Origin of the sequence: Streptomyces sp. UW30, assembly GCF_008042075.1 — a bacterium.
In the GTDB taxonomy this organism is placed as follows: domain Bacteria; phylum Actinomycetota; class Actinomycetes; order Streptomycetales; family Streptomycetaceae; genus Streptomyces.
On record NZ_RDBN01000037.1, the window covers coordinates 1782603 to 1799940 of the forward strand.

The following is a 17338-nucleotide window of genomic DNA, read 5'->3' on the forward strand; positions in this document are numbered from 1 at the left end:
GGGTGGACCCTTCCTTCTCTGCCTGGGAAGGAGGCTCCCAGTGGGAAAGTTACGCAGCCGTAGGTTTACGGCTTGCGCAGATCGTGCCCCAAGAACGTCCGAGGGCCAAGCCCAAGTGCCGGGGAAGGGCGAGATCCTCGTCACGTCGCCCCTTGATCCACCTCGGACTTTGGCTCCGCCGCTACCCGGCGCGCACCGTCAGCCGCCGCACGAGCAGGTACGCCTCGCACCCCAGGCAGTAGCCGAACACGGCGTTCAGGAAGGCGGCCGCGAGCGCGGCCCCGGTGGCGGCGAGTCCGAGCCAGGCCGGACCGAGCGTGAACCCGACCAGTCCGACGCCGGCGAAGAGCAGCCCCACCGCCTGCGCGAACCGCGGCGGCTCGGGCGCCTCGAACTCGGTCGGCGGCCCGATCCGGGGACGGACGGCCCTGCGGAAGAGCCAGCCGTACGGCGAACGGCCCACCCCGCCCGCCGCGCCCAGCGCGAACGCCAGCGTCTGCCAGGCCAGCAGCCAGGCGCTGCCGGTGACCAGAACGACCGCCAGCACCACGGTCGTCACGACCGCCCCGAAGCGCGGCCCCCTCACATCAATGTCCATGAATCAAGCATTCCGCATGGGAAAGGCTTCAGGAGCTGGGAATCTTTGCAGTCTCGTGAACGCTTGAGCAGGGTGATGACCGGACTTGTGGTGTGCGTGGCGGTGCTCGCGGCGGCGAGCGTCTACGGAGTGCTGCATCGGCGGCGGAGCGGGAGAGTACGGGTGCGCGGGCGCGACGACGGAAAGCGGCTCGGGGCGGCCGAGTTGGGCGGCGAACTGGGCCAGCGCGCCACCCTTGTGCAGTTCTCCAGCGCCTTCTGCGCACCCTGTCGGGCCACCCGGCGCGTGCTCGGCGAGGTCGCCGGCATGCTCCCGGGCGTGACCCACATCGAACTCGACGCCGAGGACAACCTCGACCTCGTACGCCGGCTCGACATCCTCAAGACCCCGACCGTGCTGGTCCTCGACGCCGACGGGACCGTGGTGCGGCGGGCCACCGGCCAGCCCCGCAAGGCGGACGTCATCGCCGCGCTGGGGGAGGCGGTCTGAGGGGGTATGGCACCGAGGGTGAGTCATCTCCCACATCCCGGAACGTACTTGACTGTGCGCACCACCTATCGTCAGCCTGACCGTATGCCTGAGGAACTCCTTCTCTTCCGACGGGCCCACGTCGATCTGGCCCGCACTGCGAGCGCGTGCTGTCCGAGCCGTTGAACGGCCACGGATCCGCCCGCCTCCCCGCGCAGAAGGACAACTCCATGACGGCCATCTCCGGCCTCGGTACCGCTCGGCTCGCCTCACCCGACCTGCTCCGCTCCGTCTTCCGGCGGCACGCCGCCGGAGTGGCGGTGATCACCGCCCGCGGCGAGACGGGCCCGGTCGGCTTCACCGCCACCTCCCTCACCTCCGTCTCCGCCGAGCCCCCGATGCTCTCCTTCGGCATCGGCACCGGTGCCTCCAGCTGGCCGGCGGTGTCCGCGACGGACCACGTCGGCGTCCACATACTCGGCGAGCACCAGCAGGACCTGGCCGCCACCTTCGCCCGCAGCGGCGCCGACCGCTTCGGCCCGGCCACGTCCTGGCGCGAGGGCCCCGAAGGCGTCCCCGTCCTCGACGACGTCCCGGCCTGGATGGTGTGCCGGGTCGTCGCACGCGTGCCGGCCGGCGATCACCGCATCGTGCTGGCCGAGGTCGTCCTCGGCGACCCCACCGGTCCCGGGCGTCCGCTGGTGTACCACCAGGGCCGGTTCAACGGGCTGCGTGACTGACCTCACCGCACTGATGTGACCGAACAGGCCGTCCGCGGTTCTGCGAAGCCGTCGGTTTCCGATTACGCTGCGTTGCAAAGGTCACAGTTCAAAGCGCTTGCTTAGCGGGCACGAACTGGGTGTACTGACGAGTAATATTTCGCTCGGAGCGCGGGTCGCCCCGATCGGGATCGGCCGCTTGAGGCGCCTATGCTGCCTGCAAGTAGGCAGCACAGAAATGTCGACGCAGTAGGAGAGCCGGCGTGAGCTTGAGGATCGTTGTCACTGTGAAGTACGTGCCCGACGCCACTGGCGACCGGCACTTCGCCGATGACCTGACCGTCGACCGGGACGACGTGGACGGTCTGCTCTCCGAGCTCGACGAGTACGCGGTCGAGCAGGCGCTGCAGATCTCCGAGAACTCCGACGACGACGTCGAGATCACCGTCCTGACGGTGGGCCCCGAGGACGCCAAGGACGCGCTGCGCAAGGCGCTTTCCATGGGCGCCGACAAGGCGATCCACGTCGAGGACGACGACCTGCACGGCACCGACGCCCTCGGCACCTCGCTGGTGCTGGCCAAGGCGGTCGAGAAGGCCGGCTACGACCTGGTGATCTCCGGCATGGCGTCCACGGACGGCACCATGGGTGTCGTACCGGCCCTGCTCGCCGAGCGCCTGGGCGTCCCGCAGGTCACCCTGCTGTCCGAGGTCTCCGTCGAGGACGGCACGGTCAAGGGCCGCCGGGACGGCGACGCCGCCTCCGAGCAGCTGGAGGCCTCCCTGCCGGCCGTCGTGTCGGTCACCGACCAGTCGGGCGAGGCGCGTTACCCGTCCTTCAAGGGCATCATGGCCGCCAAGAAGAAGCCGGTTCAGTCCTGGGACCTGTCGGACCTGGAGATCGACGCCGAGGAGGTCGGTCTCGAGGGTGCCTACACCGTCGTGGACACCGCGGCCGAGCGCCCGGCCCGCACCGCCGGCACGATCGTCAAGGACGAGGGCGAGGGCGGCAAGCAGCTCGCCGAGTACCTCGCGAGCCAGAAGTTCATCTAAGGGCCCGTCGGCCCTCTGAGGCTCAACACCCCTTCCGCCCCTCAAGCCTTCGCAATCCGCAGGAGAGCATTCCCATGGCTGAAGTTCTCGTCTACGTCGACCACGTGGACGGCGCCGTCCGCAAGCCCACCCTGGAGCTGCTGACGCTGGCCCGCCGCGTCGGCGAGCCGGTCGCCGTCGCGCTGGGCAACGGCGCCGCCGACACCGCCGCCACCCTCGCCGAGCACGGCGCGGTCAAGGTCCTCACCCACGAGGCCGCCGAGTACGCCGACTACCTGGTCGTCCCGAAGGTCGACGCCCTCCAGGCCGCCGTCGAGGCCGTCTCCCCGGCCGCCGTGCTGGTGCCGTCCTCCGCCGAGGGCAAGGAGATCGCCGCGCGTCTGGCGCTGCGCATCGGCTCCGGCATCATCACCGACGCCATCGACCTGGAGGCCGGTGACGAGGGCCCGGTGGCCACCCAGTCGGTGTTCGCCGCGTCCTTCACGACCAAGTCCCGTGTCGCCAAGGGCACCCCGGTCATCACGGTCAAGCCGAACAGCGCCGCCGTGGAGGCCGCCCCGGCCGCGGGCAGCGTCGAGGCCCTCGCCGTCACCTTCTCCGCCCAGGCCACCGGCACCAAGGTGACCGCGCGCACGCCGCGTGAGTCGACCGGGCGTCCGGAGCTGACCGAGGCCGCGATCGTGGTCTCCGGTGGCCGTGGCGTCAACGGCGCGGAGAACTTCGCGATCATCGAGGCGCTGGCCGACTCCCTCGGCGCGGCCGTCGGCGCCTCGCGTGCCGCGGTGGACGCCGGCTGGTACCCGCACACCAACCAGGTCGGCCAGACCGGCAAGTCGGTCTCGCCGCAGCTGTACATCGCCTCCGGCATCTCCGGCGCGATCCAGCACCGTGCCGGTATGCAGACCTCGAAGACGATCGTGGCGATCAACAAGGACGCCGAGGCCCCGATCTTCGAGCTGGTCGACTACGGCGTCGTCGGCGACCTCTTCGACGTCGTCCCGGCCCTGACCGAGGAGATCAAGACCCGCAAGGGCTGATCCCGAACAGGCGCATCGAGGCCCCCGTGACCGTCGCGACGGTCACGGGGGCCTCGTGTCATCACAGGGTCAGGGACGCCTGTACGGGCAGATGGTCGCTCGGGAACTGGCCGTCGACGGCGAAGGTGTTGATCGACGCCCGGTGCGCGGTGACACCGGGCGTGGTGAGGATCCAGTCGATGCGGTCGCCGTTCGGCGTCAGCGGCTTGTAGCCGTGGAAGGTCGCGTACAGTGCGCTGCGCTCGCGCGCGGTGTCCCAGCTGTCGAGGAGACCGGCGCCGAGCAGTGTGTCGTAGACCGTGTTCTTGTGGGCGGCGATGTTGAAGTCCCCGGTCACCACGACCGGCAGTGAGCGGTCGAACCCGGCGATCCGCTGCGCGATGAGCGTGGCGCTGCGTTCGCGCGCGTACTGGCTCACATGGTCGAAGTGGGTGTTGAGGGCGTAGAACTCCCGTCCGCCGTCGGTCAGATCGCGGAAGCGGACCCAGGTGACCATGCGGGCGAAGGCGGCGCCCCAGGTGTTGGAGCCGATCACGTCCGGGGTGTCGGAGAGCCAGAAGTGGTCGTACTCGGTCGGGCGCAGTCGGTGGGAGTCGTAGAAGATCGCCATGGATTCGTCGCGACTGCCGTGCAGCCGGCCGGTGCCCACCCAGTCGTAGCGCGGGCCGAGGTCGGCATCGATGTCCAGCAGCTGCGAGAAGATCCCTTCCTGGGTGCCGATGACATGGGGGGCCTCGCGGCGCAGCAGCTCGCGCATCACCGGTCTGCGCACGGTCCAGCTGTTCGGCTCCGTCGTGCTCGCGAAGCGCAGGTTGAAGGACATGACCTTCAGGTGCCGGCGGGGTGGGCGCTCGCCCGCCGATGCGGTGGACGTGGGCAGTGCTGTACTGGAGAGGGGCGCGGTGACCGCTGCGGCCAGTGCGGCTTTCAGGCCCAGACGGCGCGTGACTCGGCTGTGGTTCGGCACTTCGGGCTCCTTGGTGGGAACGGCCGGACGAGTCGTGCGGGGCGTGCGTATGGAAGTGTGATACCGCGTCCTGAGGTGGGCGTGAACATGACGAGATGGAGGAGTGACTCCCCGTGGACATGGTGTTGACCATCCGGAAGGTCCCCGGATAACTTCATTCTACGGATTGTTGATTCCGTAGAGCGGAAAACAGGAGGGTGTGGGAATGGGTCAGGGCCAGCAGGAGAATGTGGCGACGAGCCTCGCGGGCGCCGTCAGCGAGGAGATCAGCGCCTCCCTCGCGCCGGTCGACGCCGAGCTGGAGCGCCGCTACCCCGGGGACCCGGGCACCCGTCAGCCCGTCCACACCGTGTACGTCCCCGGTGACATCTTCGCCGCCGACACCATCCGCTCCTGGGGCGACCAGGCCCTCACGGCCCTCGACGAACACGCCCCCGACGCCGCCTCCTTCGCCGCCGTACTCGGCCTGTCCGACGAGCTCGCCGAGCCGGTGTACTCCCGGGTGCGCGCCAAGCTGGAGCGCGAGCCCATCGAGGACCTGCGGGTCGACTTCGAGGACGGCTACGGCCCCCGCCCCGACGCCGAGGAGGACGGGGCGGCCGCCCGCGCGGCCCGCCTGATCGCCGAGGCGTACGAGAACGGCACTGCGGCCCCGTACATGGGCATCCGCATGAAGTGCATGGAGGCGCCGGTCCGGGACCGCGGCATCCGCACCCTCGACATCTTCCTCACCGGCCTGATGGAGGCCGGCGGCCTGCCCGACGGACTCGTCCTCACCCTGCCCAAGGTGACCTACCCCGAGCAGGTCACCGCCATGGTGCGGCTCCTGGAGGAGTTCGAGAAGGCGCGCGGGCTGGAGCCCGGCCGGATCGGCTTCGAGATCCAGATCGAGACCAGCCAGTCCATCCTCGCCACCGACGGCACCGCCACCGTCGCCCGGATGATCCAGGCCGCCGAGGGCCGCGCCACGGGCCTGCACTACGGCACCTTCGACTACAGCGCCTGCCTCGGCGTCTCCGCCGCCTACCAGGCCAGCGACCACCCGGCCGCCGACCACGCCAAGGCGATCATGCAGGTCGCGGCGGCCGGCACCGGCGTACGGGTCTCCGACGGCTCGACGAACGTCCTGCCCGTCGGCCCGACCGAGAAGGTCCACGACGCCTGGCGACTGCACTACGGCCTCACCCGCCGCGCCCTGGCCCGTGCCTACTACCAGGGCTGGGACATGCACCCCGGCCACATCCCCACCCGGTACGCGGCCGTCTTCGCCTTCTATCGTGAAGGTTTTGAGCAGGCCGCGGCCCGCCTCGCCCGCTACGCCAACCGGGCCGGCGGCGACGTCATGGACGAGCCCGCAACCGCAAAGGCCCTGGGCGGCTACCTGCTGCGCGGCCTGGACTGCGGCGCCCTCGACATCGGCGAGGTCGCCCGGCTGACCGGACTGACCCGTGCCGATCTGGAGGGATTTGCGGCACCGCGACGCGGTGACCTCACGGTCTCCGCCAAGTAGCGGGCCGGTCACAGCAGCCTCCACCGACTGGAGTTGTCACCCTGGCCCCGTAGTCTGTACGGACGCAACGACGGTCCACAGGAACGGGGCAACGGTGTCTTCGGGGGAGAACGGACAGGCGGACGAGACCGGCCGGCTGCTCGCGGGGCGCTATCGCGTCGTCGCCCAACTCGGGCGCGGCGGCATGGGCGTGGTCTGGCGGGCCGTCGACGAGGTTCTCGGCCGCGAGGTCGCCGTCAAGGAGCTGCGCACCTACTCGGACGCCGACGGGCCCGAACTGGCGGATCTGCGGCTGCGAATGCAACGCGAGGCCCGAGCGGCCGCCCGGGTCCGGCATCCGGGAGTCGTGGCCATCCATGACGTCACCGAGGTCGACGGACGCCCGCTCATCGTCATGGAACTGGTCGACGGCCCCTCCCTGGAAGCCGTGTTGCGCGAGCGCGGCACGCTCGACCCGCGGGAGGCGGCCGGGATCGGCGCCAAGGTCATGGACGCGCTGGCCGCCGCCCACCGCGCCGGCGTCCTGCACCGTGACGTCAAGCCCGGCAACATCCTGCTGGAGAGCTCCGGCCGGGTCGTACTCACCGACTTCGGCATCGCCACGATGGAGGACCCGGGCGACGGTTCGGCCACCCATCTGACCCGCACCGGCCATCTGGTCGGCTCCCTGGACTACATGGCCCCCGAGCGCGCCCAGGGCGCCGAGCCGGGTGCCTCCTCGGACGTCTGGGCCCTGGGTGCCACGCTGTACGCGGCGGTGGAGGGCTCCGCTCCGTTCCGCCGTACGTCGACCTTCTCCACCCTCACCGCGATCGTCACCGAGCCGCTGCCGGAGCCCGGTAACGCGGGCCCGCTCGGCCCCGTCCTCCAGCAGCTGATGGACAAGCGGTCCGAGTTCCGGCCCGATGCCGACGCGGCACGCGCACTCCTGCAGGCGGTCGCGGACTCCGGCGGCACCGACGCGCCGACGACGGCGCTGCGGGGGCCGGCGGACCCCGGGCCCGACGAGACGGAGCGCAGTGTCCCGTCGGTGCCGCCCGGCTTCGGGCCCACGGCCGCGGCGGGTTCCGCCGGCCAGGCGCACGGCGGGGACACACCCAGGCAGGGAGTGCCCGCCTCCAACCTTCCCGGGGCACCGGTCTTCGGGGCACCCGGACAAGGCGCGCAGGGCCCCGCGGCTCCCGGCCAGAGCTCCGGTGCCGTCGGTCACTCCGGCCCGGCCGCACCGGGATCCGTCGCCCCGGGGCAGCCGCCCATGTCGCCGTACGGCGCCGTGCCGGGGCCGTCCGCCCCGCACCCGCCCGGCTTCGGCGGCCCCACCCCGCCGCACGACGCGGACGCCACCGGCCCGATGGTCACCTCCTCCGGTACGCCCTCCCGGCGCAAGGGCCGCGCCCTGCTCGCCGCCGTGGCCGTCACCGTCGTCCTCGCGGCGGCCGGGGTCACCGTCGCCCTGGTGAACAACAAGGGCGACGCCAAGGCCGAGGCAGGGGGCGAGTCGTCCGTCGTCGCGCAGGACGGTACGTCCGCGCGGGCGAGCGGCAGCCCCGACGCGGACCGTTCGGGCGACTCCGGCCTGACCGAGAAGGACGACGACAAGGAATCGCCCGGCGCGACCAAGTCCCCGAGCCGATCCGCCGGCAGCGAGCCCTCGGACCGGCCCACCACCTCGGCCCCCACCAAGACCTCGGACGGGGGCGGCAGCAACGGGGGTACCACGGGCGGCGGTTCCGGCGACGGCGGTACCACCGGCGGTGGAAGTACGACCGGCGGCGGGGGAACCACGGGCGGTGGAGGCGGCACCACACCGGCCCCGTCCTGCACTTCCATCGGCGGCGGCAAGTACAACTGCAAGGTCTGGAAGCAGGCCAAGTCGTACACCGCCTCGGGCAGCGAGGTAGGCGTCCTCTACGCGGGCACCAACTACTTCTACTGCCAGCAGAACCTGGGCCGCCGTGAGACGTACGGCGAGTGGACCAACGTCTGGTGGGCCAAGACGGACGACGACAGCGGCAACGCCAACGTCTTCATCAGCGACGTCTACCTCGAGGGCGGCAACAACGACGAGCCGGTGCCCGGGCTGCCGGTCTGCTGAGGTCAGCTCTCCCCGACCCGCAGACGGGCCTCCAGCCCGGAGGCCGTCACCAGCTTCTCCTGCGCGAACACCAGCGTGCCCCGCGCGCACAGCCCGGCGTCGGCCCGTGCCCGTGCGCAGAACTCCTCCGGGGTGGCACCGAAGAGCTCCCTCAACCGGGGCGAGTCCGTGAGGAGTTCGGTGAGCAGGGCGCGCTGGCCGGGGTGGGTGCGCGGTGCACCGGTGCCGTCGTGCAGGACGCCATGGCGGTTGACGTACGCGAAGGCGCCCGGGAGCACGGTGCCGTCAGCCAGTTCGACCCGCACGTCGGGCGCCGGCAGCCAGGCCCGGCCGTAGTGTCCGTCCGGCAGCGGCACCCCCTCGCTGGCGTCGATCACCGCGAGCTGCTCGTCGTCGAGCCAGGTGAGGAACAACTCCCGTACGTGTCCCGGGGCGTGGAAGGGGGACGCGGACACATAGCCCATGTGGCTCACGTGTGCGGAGACACCCACGTCCAGACCCGTCACCCGTGCCTTCACCATGGGCAGGGGGGAGACGATGCCGAACTCGTCCATCTTGCTGCGCAGTTGGCCGGGGCAGGCGTTGGAGCCGACGGCGAGGACGGGCACTCGGTCGTCGTACAGCAGGCGGTCCAGGGGCAGCAGCCGGTCCCCGACGAGGAGCCCGGAGTCCGACGGCCAGGCGCCCGGGTAGAGCAGGGGATGATCGCGCGGCGCGTCCGCCAGGCCGAGCGTCTTCAGTCTGCGGTCGTCCTCCACGGGCCGATCGGTCCTCTCCGTCCTACGGCGGCACGGTCGTCCGCCGGCTCAGCCTTCCGGCCGCAGCTCGCCCGAGCCTCGGGTGATCAGCCGCGTCGGCAGCTCGATGCGCTCCGGTGTGACCAGGGTGCCGTCCAGCTGGCGGAAGAGCCGCTCGGCGGCGGTGCGGCCGAGGGCCGCGGCGTCCTGGGCGACGACGGTGACGCCCGGCTGGAGCAGGTCGGCGAGTTCGATGTCGTCGAAGCCGACCAGGGCGACCGGGCGGGGCTGCTCGGCGAGGACACGGATCACGGTGACCGTCACACGGTTGTTGCCCGTGAAGATCGCGGTGACGGGGGAGGGGCCGGTGAGCATCTCCTCGGCCGCGCGGCGCACCCGCTCCGGATCGGTGACGCCGAGGGACATCCAGGAGCCCTCCACCGGTATGCCCGCGTCCTCCATGGCGGCCCGGTAGCCGCGCAGCCGCTCGGCGGCCGTGTGGATGCGGGGCATGTCGCCGATGAAGCCGATCCGGCGGTGGCCGTGGGCGATGAGGTGGGCGACGCCGTCGCGGGCGCCGCCGTGGTTGTCGGCCAGGACGCAGTCGGCGTCGATCTTCCCCGCCGGACGGTCGACGAACACGGTGGCGACGCCCGCCTTGAGCTCGGGCTCCAGATAACGGTGGTCGTCACCGGCCGGAATGATCACCAGCCCGTCCACCCGCCGCGCGCACAGCGCCAGCGCCAGCTCCTGCTCGCGGTCCGGGTCCTCGGCGCTGGAACCGTTGATGAGCAGCGCGCCGTGCGCCCGCGCGACCTCCTCGACCGCGCGGCTCAGCGGGCCGTAGAAAGGGTCCGCGAGATCCTCCAGGACCAGACCGATGCTCGCCGTACGGCCCTTGCGCAGCACCCGCGCGCTGTCGTTGCGGCGAAAGCCCAGCGCGTCGATGGCCTCCTGGACGCGGCGCTCCGTCTCCGGGGTGACCCCGGGTTCCCCGTTGACCACGCGCGAGACGGTCTTCAGGCCGACTCCGGCACGCGCGGCGACGTCCTTCATGGTGGGACGGTTCCCGTAGCGGTTCTCGGGCGCGCGGTCGGAGCGGCGGATGGTCTCGGGCACGATGCGGTGTCCTGTCCTGTCGGCGTCCACGGGGATGCGTCGTCCATGGGTTTGTATGAGGATGTGGCGTCGAGCATAGAGCCTGGACAACGTTGTCAGATCCGGGAGACACTGTCCACCGCAATCTCCGGCCTGCGTCCCCACCGCGAGACCGGCTCGCCCAATTCCCGTGGTTGACGGGGTTTCCGAATGGTTGACGGGGAGAACTGACACTGATGCACACCGACCTCGTGGCTGCGCTCGACATCGGCGGCACCAAGATCGCCGGAGCGCTGGTGGACGGCCACGGCACGATCGTGACCCGCGCCCAGCGCGCGACGCCGGCGCGGGAGGACGGCGAGACGGTGATGCGAGCCGTCGAGGAGGTCGTCGGCGAGCTCACCGTATCGCCGCTGTGGGGGCACGCCACGGCCCTCGGCATCGGCAGCGCGGGCCCGGTGGACGCCTCGGCGGGCACCGTGAGCCCGGTGAACGTGCCCGGCTGGCGCGACTATCCGCTGGTCCGGCGGGTCCGGGAGGCGGCCGGCGGCCTGCCCGTCGAGCTGATCGGCGACGGGGTCGCCATCACGGCGGCCGAGCACTGGCAGGGCGCCGCACGCGGCCATGACAACGCGCTCTGCATGGTCGTCTCCACGGGCGTCGGCGGCGGTCTGGTGCTGAACGGCCGGCTGCACCCCGGCCCCACCGGCAACGCAGGCCACATCGGTCACATCAGCGTCGATCTGGACGGCGATCTGTGCCCCTGTGGTTCGCGCGGTTGTGTGGAGCGCATCGCGAGCGGTCCCAACATCGCCCGGCGGGCGATCGAGAACGGCTGGAGTCCCGGACCGGACGGTGACACGTCCGCCGCCGCGGTGGCCGCCGCCGCGCAGGACGGCGATCCGGTCGCCGTGGCCTCCTTCGAGCGGGCGGCGCAGGCCCTGGCCGCCGGGATCGCGGCCACCGCGACTCTCGTCGAGATCGACATCGCCGTGATCGGCGGGGGAGTGGGCAAGGCGGGCGACGTCCTGTTCACGCCGCTGCGCAAGGCCCTCCACGACTACGCCACCCTGTCCTTCGTCCAGCGCCTGACGATCGTGCCGGCGCAGATGGGCACGGACGCGGGCCTGGTGGGCGCCGCCGCGGCCGCCCTCGCACGGAAGGCGGACACGACGGCGGCGGGGGTCTGAGGTCCCGACGGGGGCAGGAACGTTCAGTCGCAGGGATCGAGGGGTGAGCGGGCCGACCGCGGCGCGCTCACCCCGCCTCCCCGGCTTCAGCAGCTCAAGCGTGCCTCCGCCCAGTCCCCGTGGTCGGACGTGATGCCGTCGCCGCCGTCGGTGGCGACCAGCCGGACGACCTGGGCGCCGCTCACGTCGGCCGTGATCGGCTGGGCCGGCATCGCGTTGGTGAGGACTCCGGTCGAGGCCGCCTTGGTGCCGTCCGCCCAGATCTCGAAGGCGACGGTGCCGTCCGCGCCCTCCTCGTCGTCGACTCCGACCTGCGCGGTCACCGTCTCGCAGGCGCCGCCCGCGTAGTACTCGACGGCGCTCTCGGCGTGGACGCCGAGGCCCGTGCCGTACACCGCGGCGCCGATGGTGATCGGGTTGCCGTCTCCGGCGCCGCTCTCGCCGTTGCTCGTGTTGCGTTCGACGGGGCCCCATCCGTTGGTGGCCGACAGCCAGGAAAGGTCACCGAGTCCGGACGTCCCGGAGGGCGGTGGCGCCACCACGGTCGCGGTCAACGGCAGCGCGCTGTCGACGCGGACACCGGTCGGGGAGCGGTAACTCGCCCTGAGGGTAAGGCCGTACGACCCGGTCGGCGCCCCCTTCGGTGGTGTGAGCGCCCACTTGGTGCGCAGTGAGCGGCCCGTCGGGAGCGTCGGCGAGGTGGTCGCGGACGTCGCCTTCAGGGACCAGCCCTCGGGGCCGGTCAGCGTGACGGACACGTGCTTGGCCGGCGTACGCCCGAGGTCGGTGACCGTCGACGTGAGGCCGGCCGCCTTTCCCGCCTCGACCAGCGGGCTGCCCTCCAGGCCGAGTTCGACGGCGGGCGGGTGCTGGGCCCACTTGCCGTCGGGTGAGACGCGCAGGAGGACCGTGCCGTGCGCGGGGACGGTCGCGGAGACCGCGCCCGCGGTGTTGTAGCTGCGGTGCTGCCACAGGTCGCGCATCGTGTAGGCGTCGGCGGCGGGCAGGCCGACCGCCGCGGCGCTGGTGCTGATGCGCTGGGCGGTGCCGGACTCGTTGAAGAGCGCCACCGCGCGGCTGCCGTCCCGCAGCTCCTTGGCGACGACCCAGCGTCCGCCCTGGGAGGAGATGACGGTGCCCTGCTTGCCCAGCGGGTCCTGGTCGACGGCGATGACCTCGCGGTTGCCCAGGATCTCGAAGGTCTGCGCGGAGGCCGACCGCAGGTCGGAGCCGATGAGCAGCGGAGCCGCCATGATCGACCACATCGAGAAGTGCGAGCGGTACTCGGTGTCCGTCATGCCGCCGTTGCCGACCTCCAGCATGTCGGGGTCGTTCCAGCGGCCGGGGCCGGCGTGCGGCGCGAGCGGCAGGTTCTGCTTGAGGATCGACAGCATCGAGCCCCAGTTGTCGCTGATGTCACCGGTCGTGCGCCACAGATGACCGACGTCGGCAGCCCATTCCCAGGGCTTGTTCTCGCCCCATTCGCAGATGCTGTAGACGATCGGCCGGCCGGTCGCCCTGAGTGCGTCGCGCATGGTCGTGTAGCGCTGCTTGGCGTCCACGCCCTGGTTGTTGCAGTTGTCGTACTTGAGGTAGTCCACGCCCCAGTCCGCGAACTGCTGGGCGTCGCTGTATTCATGGCCGAGGGAGCCGGGGAATCCGGCGTCGTTGCACGTCTTCGTGCCCGCGCTGGTGTAGATGCCGAGCTTCAGGCCCTTGGCGTGGACGTAGTCCGCGACGGCCTTGATCCCGCCCGGGAAGCGGACCGGGTCGGGCACGAGCTTGCCGCCGGCGTCCCGGGCGGGCAGGGCCCAGCAGTCGTCGAGGTTGACGTACTCGTATCCGGCGTCCTTGAGGCCCCTCTCGACGAAGATGTCCGCGATCCCCTTGACCATGGACTCGTTGAACTCCGCACGGCAGTGGGTGGAGTTCCAGTTGTTGAAGCCCATGGGCGGGGTGAGCGCGAGGCCGTCGTCCACGGCGGGTGCGACGGGTGCCGCGGTGGCCGCGGGGACGGCGAGTCCCGTGGCACACAGCAGCCCGGCCGCGAGCGCTCCGACCAGCCTTCTTCGGGTTGTGCGGGTGTGAAGGTGACGCATCGTCACGTTCCTCCGTACCTGCGAAAGCGGGATGACGGCATGTACGCGTCATAGTTCGCTCACGGTAGAACCTGTCGGAGTGTGTTGGAAAGTGGTCTGTACCTGAAGCTGTGTTCCGGCACACTCCGGCGAGCATTTTTGAACATGTTCAACACTCTGCGCTAGGCTCGATCCATACCCGAGGGGGAGCCGATGAAGATAGTGATTCCCGGAGGAACCGGGCAGGTGGGCACGATCCTGAACCGTGCGCTGAGCGCGGCCGGCCACGAGGTCGTCGTCCTCACCAGGCGGCCCACGCGAGAGCGCGAGGTCGAGTGGGACGGCAAGAACCTGGGGCCGTGGGCCGAGGAGATCGACGGCAGCGACGTCGTGATCAACCTGGCCGGGCGCAGTGTCAGCTGCCGCTACACCCCGGCGAATTTGCAGGCCATGATGGATTCGCGGGTGCACTCCACCGAGATCGTGGGGGAGGCGATCGCGAACGCCGAACGGCCTCCTGGGGTCTGGCTCCAGATGAGCACGGCCACCATCTACGCCCACCGCTTCGACGCCCCCAACGACGAGGCGACCGGCGTGATCGGCGGCAGTGAGCCCGATGTGCCGGACTACTGGTCCTACAGCGTGGACATCGCCAGGGCCTGGGAGCGGGCGCAGGAGGTGGCCGACACGCCGCACACCCGCAAGGTCGCGCTGCGTTCCGCGATGGTGATGAGCCCTGATCGGGGCGGCGTGTTCGACGTCCTGCTACGGCTGGCGAGGCTGGGCCTCGGCGGCCCCGTGGCGGGCGGCGGACAGTACGTCTCCTGGATCCACGAACGGGACTTCGTGCGCGCGGTCGAGTTCCTGGTCGAGCGGGACGATCTCGTCGGGCCGGTGAACCTCGCCGCTCCCGAGCCGCTGCCCCAGCGGGCCTTCATGCGGGCCCTGCGTTCCGCCTGGGGCGTCCCCGTGGGCCTGCCTGCGACCAAGTGGATGGCCGAGCTCGGCGCCTTCGCGCTGCGCTCGGACACCGAGCTCCTGCTGAAGAGCCGGCGGGTCGTCCCCGGCCGGCTGCTCGCCGAGGGGTTCGACTTCGCCTGTGCCCGCTGGCCGGAAGCGGCCGACGATCTCGTACGGCGGCGCCGCGGCGATCGGGAGCGGCCCGGGGTCGAGGCGGCGGCGTTGTCCGGTTCGTCCGGAGGTGGGGCGTGACTCCGAGGCCGTTTCGTAGTTGAACCGGCCATGAAGAAGCGCAGCATGCTCGCCATCGCCTCCCTGGCCACCGGATTCGTCGTCGCGGCGGTCACTCCGTCCCACTCGGCCGAGTCCTCCGGCACCTCCGGCACCGGGTCTCCTTCGGCCGGGCTGCCCGGCACCACCGGTGGTCAGATCAAGGCCGCCGGCCTGGACATGACCGGCAAGAAGCTCGGCGGCCTCGGCACCACCGGTACGACCAAGCTCGCCGGGGTCAACGTGGACCAGGCGCTGGACACCTTCGGCAAGGCGATCAACCGCGAGACGGACCGGGCCGTGAACGACGCCCCGCACTCGAAGCCCGGCAAGAAAGGCTGACGAGCCCACCGAGTCGACCGCACGGCGCCGCTGCCCCGCACCGAGGGGCTCCGGCGCCGTTGTCTTGCGCTCTCTACGAGAGCTGGTTTCCGTGGCAGGGTGGAGCGGGCAAGCCACAGGGGGCCAACAGAAGAGGGGGAAACGTGATCGTCTGGATCAACGGCGCTTTCGGTGCGGGGAAGACCACCACCGCACGGGAACTGATCGAGCTGATCCCGAACAGCACGCTCTTCGACCCCGAGGTCATCGGCGGAGCGCTCACCCACCTGCTTCCGCCCAAACACCTCACCGAGGTCGGTGACTTCCAGGATCTGCCGATCTGGCGCCGTCTCGTGATCGACACGGCTGCAGCACTGCACGCCGAGCTCGACGGGACCCTCGTGATCCCCATGACGCTGCTGCGCCAGGAGTACCGCGACGAGATCTTCGGCGGCCTCGCCGCCCGCCGCATCACCGTCCAGCATGTGCTTCTCGCCCCGGCGGAAACGATCCTGCGGGAGCGCATAGCCGGTCGGGAGATACCGCCGGACCTGCCCGACGGCGAGATACGGATCAGACAGTGGTCGTACGACCACATAGAGCCGTATCGCGCCGCACTCGCCTCGTGGCTCACCGCCGACGCGCACCCCGTCGACAACAGCGGACTGACGCCGTACGAGACGGCCGTCCGCATCGCCGAGGCGGTCGGTGACGGTTCGGTTCCCGTCTGCGACATCGTGCAGACGCCCGAGCCCACCGCGGAGACCCTCGCCGCGGGCGTCCTCCTCTTCGACGAGCAGGGCCGGGTGCTGCTCGTCGATCCCACGTACAAGGCCGGCTGGGAGTTCCCCGGCGGCGTCGTCGAGCGCGGCGAGGCACCCGCGCGCGCGGGCATGCGTGAGGTCGCCGAGGAGACGGGCATACGGCTGGACGACGTACCGCGTCTCCTCGTCGTCGACTGGGAGCGGCCCTCGCCGCCCGGCTACGGCGGTCTGCGGCTGCTCTTCGACGGCGGTCAGCTCGACTCCGAGGAGGCCGAACGCCTCCTGTTGCCCGGCCCCGAGCTGCGCGACTGGCGCTTCGTCACCGAGGAGGAGGCCGCCGATCTGCTGCCGCCGGTGCGGTATGAGCGGCTGCGGTGGGCTTTGCGGGCGCGGGAACGTGGGGCGGCGCACTATCTGGAGGCGGGCATTCCGGCACCCTGAAGCTGGTCGTGCGGATACGGGGTCAGCCTGCTCTCGTTCTGGAGCCGCCGGGCGAAGTCCCCCATGACAGCGGCGAGCGGCGCGCTCCGCTCGATGATGTCCGCGGCGGCCCGCGGGATCCCCCGGGCCGGCTCGCCGTCGGCGCAGGCACGCACGAAGGCCTCGCGGCCGTCCCGGTCATAGCCGTACAGGGCGGTCGCGAGCCAGTTCACGAAGTGGAAGGCCGTGTAGGCGCGGTCGTAGTCCCGGTGCCGCTCGAAGAAGCCCCGCTCCTGCGGGGTGAGCGGGAAGCGGGCGGAGAGGGCGAGTCCGTAGTCGGCGAGGTAGAGCCGGTGCCCGTCGGTGAGGAAGTTCTGGAAGTGGGCGTCGAAGTGCAGCAGGCGCTCCTCGCGCAGGCAGTCGGTGACGGCCGTGAGCTCCTTCTCCACGAAGGCGCACGCGGCGTCGGCGTCGTCCGTCCGCACCCGGGCGTCCAGCCAGTCGTGCAGCGTGTGCGGGACGTACTCGAGGAACAGCGTCAGGCTCGCGGACGCCGTCCGCAGTTGCTCCAGGCGCTCGCGCACCGGCGGGCCGCCGCCCCAGTAGGCGACGGCCCGCTCCACGTCGGCCAGTTCGCCGTACAAGGGCTGCGGCGGCTGCGGCAGGACCCGCCAGTGGTGGGTCAACGGGAAACCCGGGAACCGGCCGGAGACGACCCAGTTGGTCGTCATGGTGTGCACGGCGAGCTCGCGCCAGGCACCGGACCCCGGACTGCCGATGCCGTAGTGGAAGTAGGTCGGCAGACCGAGGAGGTTCGCCGTGGAGCGGACGTTCCCCGGCCGCAGTTCGACGTCGGTGAGCGGGACCCGCTTCACGAACACCTGTCTGCCGTCCACCTCGACCAGCGCCGAACGCCCTCCGATCCCGGTGCCGAGCGCAGTGCCGGCCTCCACGAGGCCCGCGAGCTCGTCGTCGCAGAGCAGCGCGAGCGACGTGGCGATGTCGGTGTGGGCGGTGAGGCGTTCGGCGCGGGTCATGCACCCATCCTCAGGGC

The 17338-nt window shown here is 71.3% G+C and carries 16 protein-coding genes; 10 read left to right on the plus strand and 6 right to left on the minus strand.

All coding sequences use genetic code 11. From position 1 onward, the window contains the following. Positions 1-181: 181 nt before the first annotated feature. A complete protein-coding gene (locus EAO75_RS26905) occupies positions 182-598 on the minus strand; it encodes a DUF4395 domain-containing protein (RefSeq protein WP_147997583.1) in 417 nt (138 codons plus the stop codon). Between the two features lie 75 nt (positions 599-673). Between EAO75_RS26905 and EAO75_RS26910 the strand changes: the two genes are divergently transcribed. The 4 genes from EAO75_RS26910 to EAO75_RS26925 all read left to right on the plus strand — a co-directional run bounded on the left by EAO75_RS26910 (position 674) and on the right by EAO75_RS26925 (position 3874). Beyond that, positions 674-1087 (plus strand): TlpA family protein disulfide reductase, encoded by a 414-nt coding sequence (locus EAO75_RS26910; RefSeq protein WP_147997584.1) that lies wholly within the window; start codon positions 674-676, stop codon positions 1085-1087. A gap of 209 nt (positions 1088-1296) precedes the next feature. Next, positions 1297-1806: a flavin reductase family protein gene (locus EAO75_RS26915; protein ID WP_147997585.1), complete on the plus strand. Its 510-nt coding sequence runs from the start codon at positions 1297-1299 to the stop codon at positions 1804-1806. 242 nt (positions 1807-2048) lie between these two features. Beyond that, on the plus strand, positions 2049-2837 hold the full coding sequence (locus EAO75_RS26920) for an electron transfer flavoprotein subunit beta/FixA family protein (RefSeq protein WP_147997586.1): 789 nt from the start codon (positions 2049-2051) through the stop codon (positions 2835-2837). A gap of 74 nt (positions 2838-2911) precedes the next feature. After that, positions 2912-3874 (plus strand): electron transfer flavoprotein subunit alpha/FixB family protein, encoded by a 963-nt coding sequence (locus EAO75_RS26925; RefSeq protein WP_147997587.1) that lies wholly within the window; start codon positions 2912-2914, stop codon positions 3872-3874. Between the two features lie 61 nt (positions 3875-3935). Here EAO75_RS26925 and EAO75_RS26930 read toward each other — a convergent pair whose 3' ends face one another. Continuing rightward, positions 3936-4841, minus strand: coding sequence for an endonuclease/exonuclease/phosphatase family protein (locus EAO75_RS26930; protein ID WP_147997588.1), 906 nt, complete (start codon positions 4839-4841; stop codon positions 3936-3938). Between the two features lie 205 nt (positions 4842-5046). On the opposite strand from EAO75_RS26930, the gene EAO75_RS26935 reads away from it, so the two are divergent. Together EAO75_RS26935 and EAO75_RS26940 are read left to right on the plus strand one after the other, a co-directional pair. Next, positions 5047-6351, plus strand: a complete 1305-nt coding sequence (locus EAO75_RS26935) for a DUF6986 family protein (protein ID WP_147997589.1) — start codon at positions 5047-5049, stop codon at positions 6349-6351. A gap of 94 nt (positions 6352-6445) precedes the next feature. After that, positions 6446-8446, plus strand: coding sequence for a serine/threonine protein kinase (locus EAO75_RS26940; RefSeq protein WP_147997590.1), 2001 nt, complete (start codon positions 6446-6448; stop codon positions 8444-8446). Between the two features lie 2 nt (positions 8447-8448). On the opposite strand, the gene EAO75_RS26945 is transcribed toward EAO75_RS26940, so the two are convergent. Next, positions 8449-9204 carry a hypothetical protein gene (locus EAO75_RS26945; protein WP_147997591.1) on the minus strand — a complete coding sequence of 252 codons (756 nt, stop codon included), beginning with the start codon at positions 9202-9204 and terminating at the stop codon, positions 8449-8451. A 48-nt stretch (positions 9205-9252) separates the two neighbouring features. After that, the gene (locus tag EAO75_RS26950) at positions 9253-10302 is read right to left on the minus strand and encodes a LacI family DNA-binding transcriptional regulator (protein WP_147997592.1); all 1050 of its coding nucleotides are present in this window, start codon (positions 10300-10302) and stop codon (positions 9253-9255) included. Between the two features lie 215 nt (positions 10303-10517). On the opposite strand from EAO75_RS26950, the gene EAO75_RS26955 reads away from it, so the two are divergent. Further along, a complete protein-coding gene (locus EAO75_RS26955; RefSeq protein WP_147997593.1) occupies positions 10518-11471 on the plus strand; it encodes an ROK family protein in 954 nt (317 codons plus the stop codon). 86 nt (positions 11472-11557) lie between these two features. Here the strand turns inward: EAO75_RS26955 and EAO75_RS26960 are convergent, their stop codons facing one another. After that, on the minus strand, positions 11558-13570 hold the full coding sequence (locus EAO75_RS26960) for an NPCBM/NEW2 domain-containing protein (protein ID WP_187284585.1): 2013 nt from the start codon (positions 13568-13570) through the stop codon (positions 11558-11560). A gap of 192 nt (positions 13571-13762) precedes the next feature. Between EAO75_RS26960 and EAO75_RS26965 the strand changes: the two genes are divergently transcribed. The 3 genes from EAO75_RS26965 (at position 13763) to EAO75_RS26975 (ending at position 16305) form a co-directional block, all read left to right on the plus strand. After that, positions 13763-14761 (plus strand): TIGR01777 family oxidoreductase, encoded by a 999-nt coding sequence (locus EAO75_RS26965; protein WP_147997594.1) that lies wholly within the window; start codon positions 13763-13765, stop codon positions 14759-14761. Positions 14762-14791: 30 nt separating this feature from the next. Further along, positions 14792-15121, plus strand: coding sequence for a hypothetical protein (locus EAO75_RS26970; RefSeq protein WP_147997595.1), 330 nt, complete (start codon positions 14792-14794; stop codon positions 15119-15121). Between the two features lie 143 nt (positions 15122-15264). Further along, entirely contained in the window at positions 15265-16305 is a 1041-nt protein-coding gene (locus tag EAO75_RS26975) for an NUDIX hydrolase (RefSeq protein WP_147997596.1), read from the plus strand. Here EAO75_RS26975 and EAO75_RS26980 read toward each other — a convergent pair. Continuing rightward, positions 16275-17321: a serine/threonine-protein kinase gene (locus tag EAO75_RS26980; protein ID WP_147997597.1), complete on the minus strand. Its 1047-nt coding sequence runs from the start codon at positions 17319-17321 to the stop codon at positions 16275-16277. The two genes, EAO75_RS26975 and EAO75_RS26980, sit on opposite strands and share 31 nt — an antisense overlap. Positions 17322-17338: the final 17 nt, after the last annotated feature.

What these genes read in the sequence shown, in the direction of transcription:
- EAO75_RS26905 (WP_147997583.1), bottom strand. Translation starts at nt 598, where the DNA reads ATGGACATTGATGTGAGGGGGCCGCGCTTCGGGGCGGTCGTGACGACC.
- EAO75_RS26910 (WP_147997584.1), top strand. Translation starts at nt 674, where the DNA reads ATGACCGGACTTGTGGTGTGCGTGGCGGTGCTCGCGGCGGCGAGCGTC.
- EAO75_RS26915 (WP_147997585.1), top strand. Translation starts at nt 1,297, where the DNA reads ATGACGGCCATCTCCGGCCTCGGTACCGCTCGGCTCGCCTCACCCGAC.
- EAO75_RS26925 (WP_147997587.1), top strand. Translation starts at nt 2,912, where the DNA reads ATGGCTGAAGTTCTCGTCTACGTCGACCACGTGGACGGCGCCGTCCGC.
- EAO75_RS26935 (WP_147997589.1), top strand. Translation starts at nt 5,047, where the DNA reads ATGGGTCAGGGCCAGCAGGAGAATGTGGCGACGAGCCTCGCGGGCGCC.
- EAO75_RS26955 (WP_147997593.1), top strand. Translation starts at nt 10,518, where the DNA reads ATGCACACCGACCTCGTGGCTGCGCTCGACATCGGCGGCACCAAGATC.
- EAO75_RS26960 (WP_187284585.1), bottom strand. Translation starts at nt 13,570, where the DNA reads ATGCGTCACCTTCACACCCGCACAACCCGAAGAAGGCTGGTCGGAGCG.
- EAO75_RS26965 (WP_147997594.1), top strand. Translation starts at nt 13,763, where the DNA reads ATGAAGATAGTGATTCCCGGAGGAACCGGGCAGGTGGGCACGATCCTG.
- EAO75_RS26970 (WP_147997595.1), top strand. Translation starts at nt 14,792, where the DNA reads ATGAAGAAGCGCAGCATGCTCGCCATCGCCTCCCTGGCCACCGGATTC.
- EAO75_RS26980 (WP_147997597.1), bottom strand. Translation starts at nt 17,321, where the DNA reads ATGACCCGCGCCGAACGCCTCACCGCCCACACCGACATCGCCACGTCG.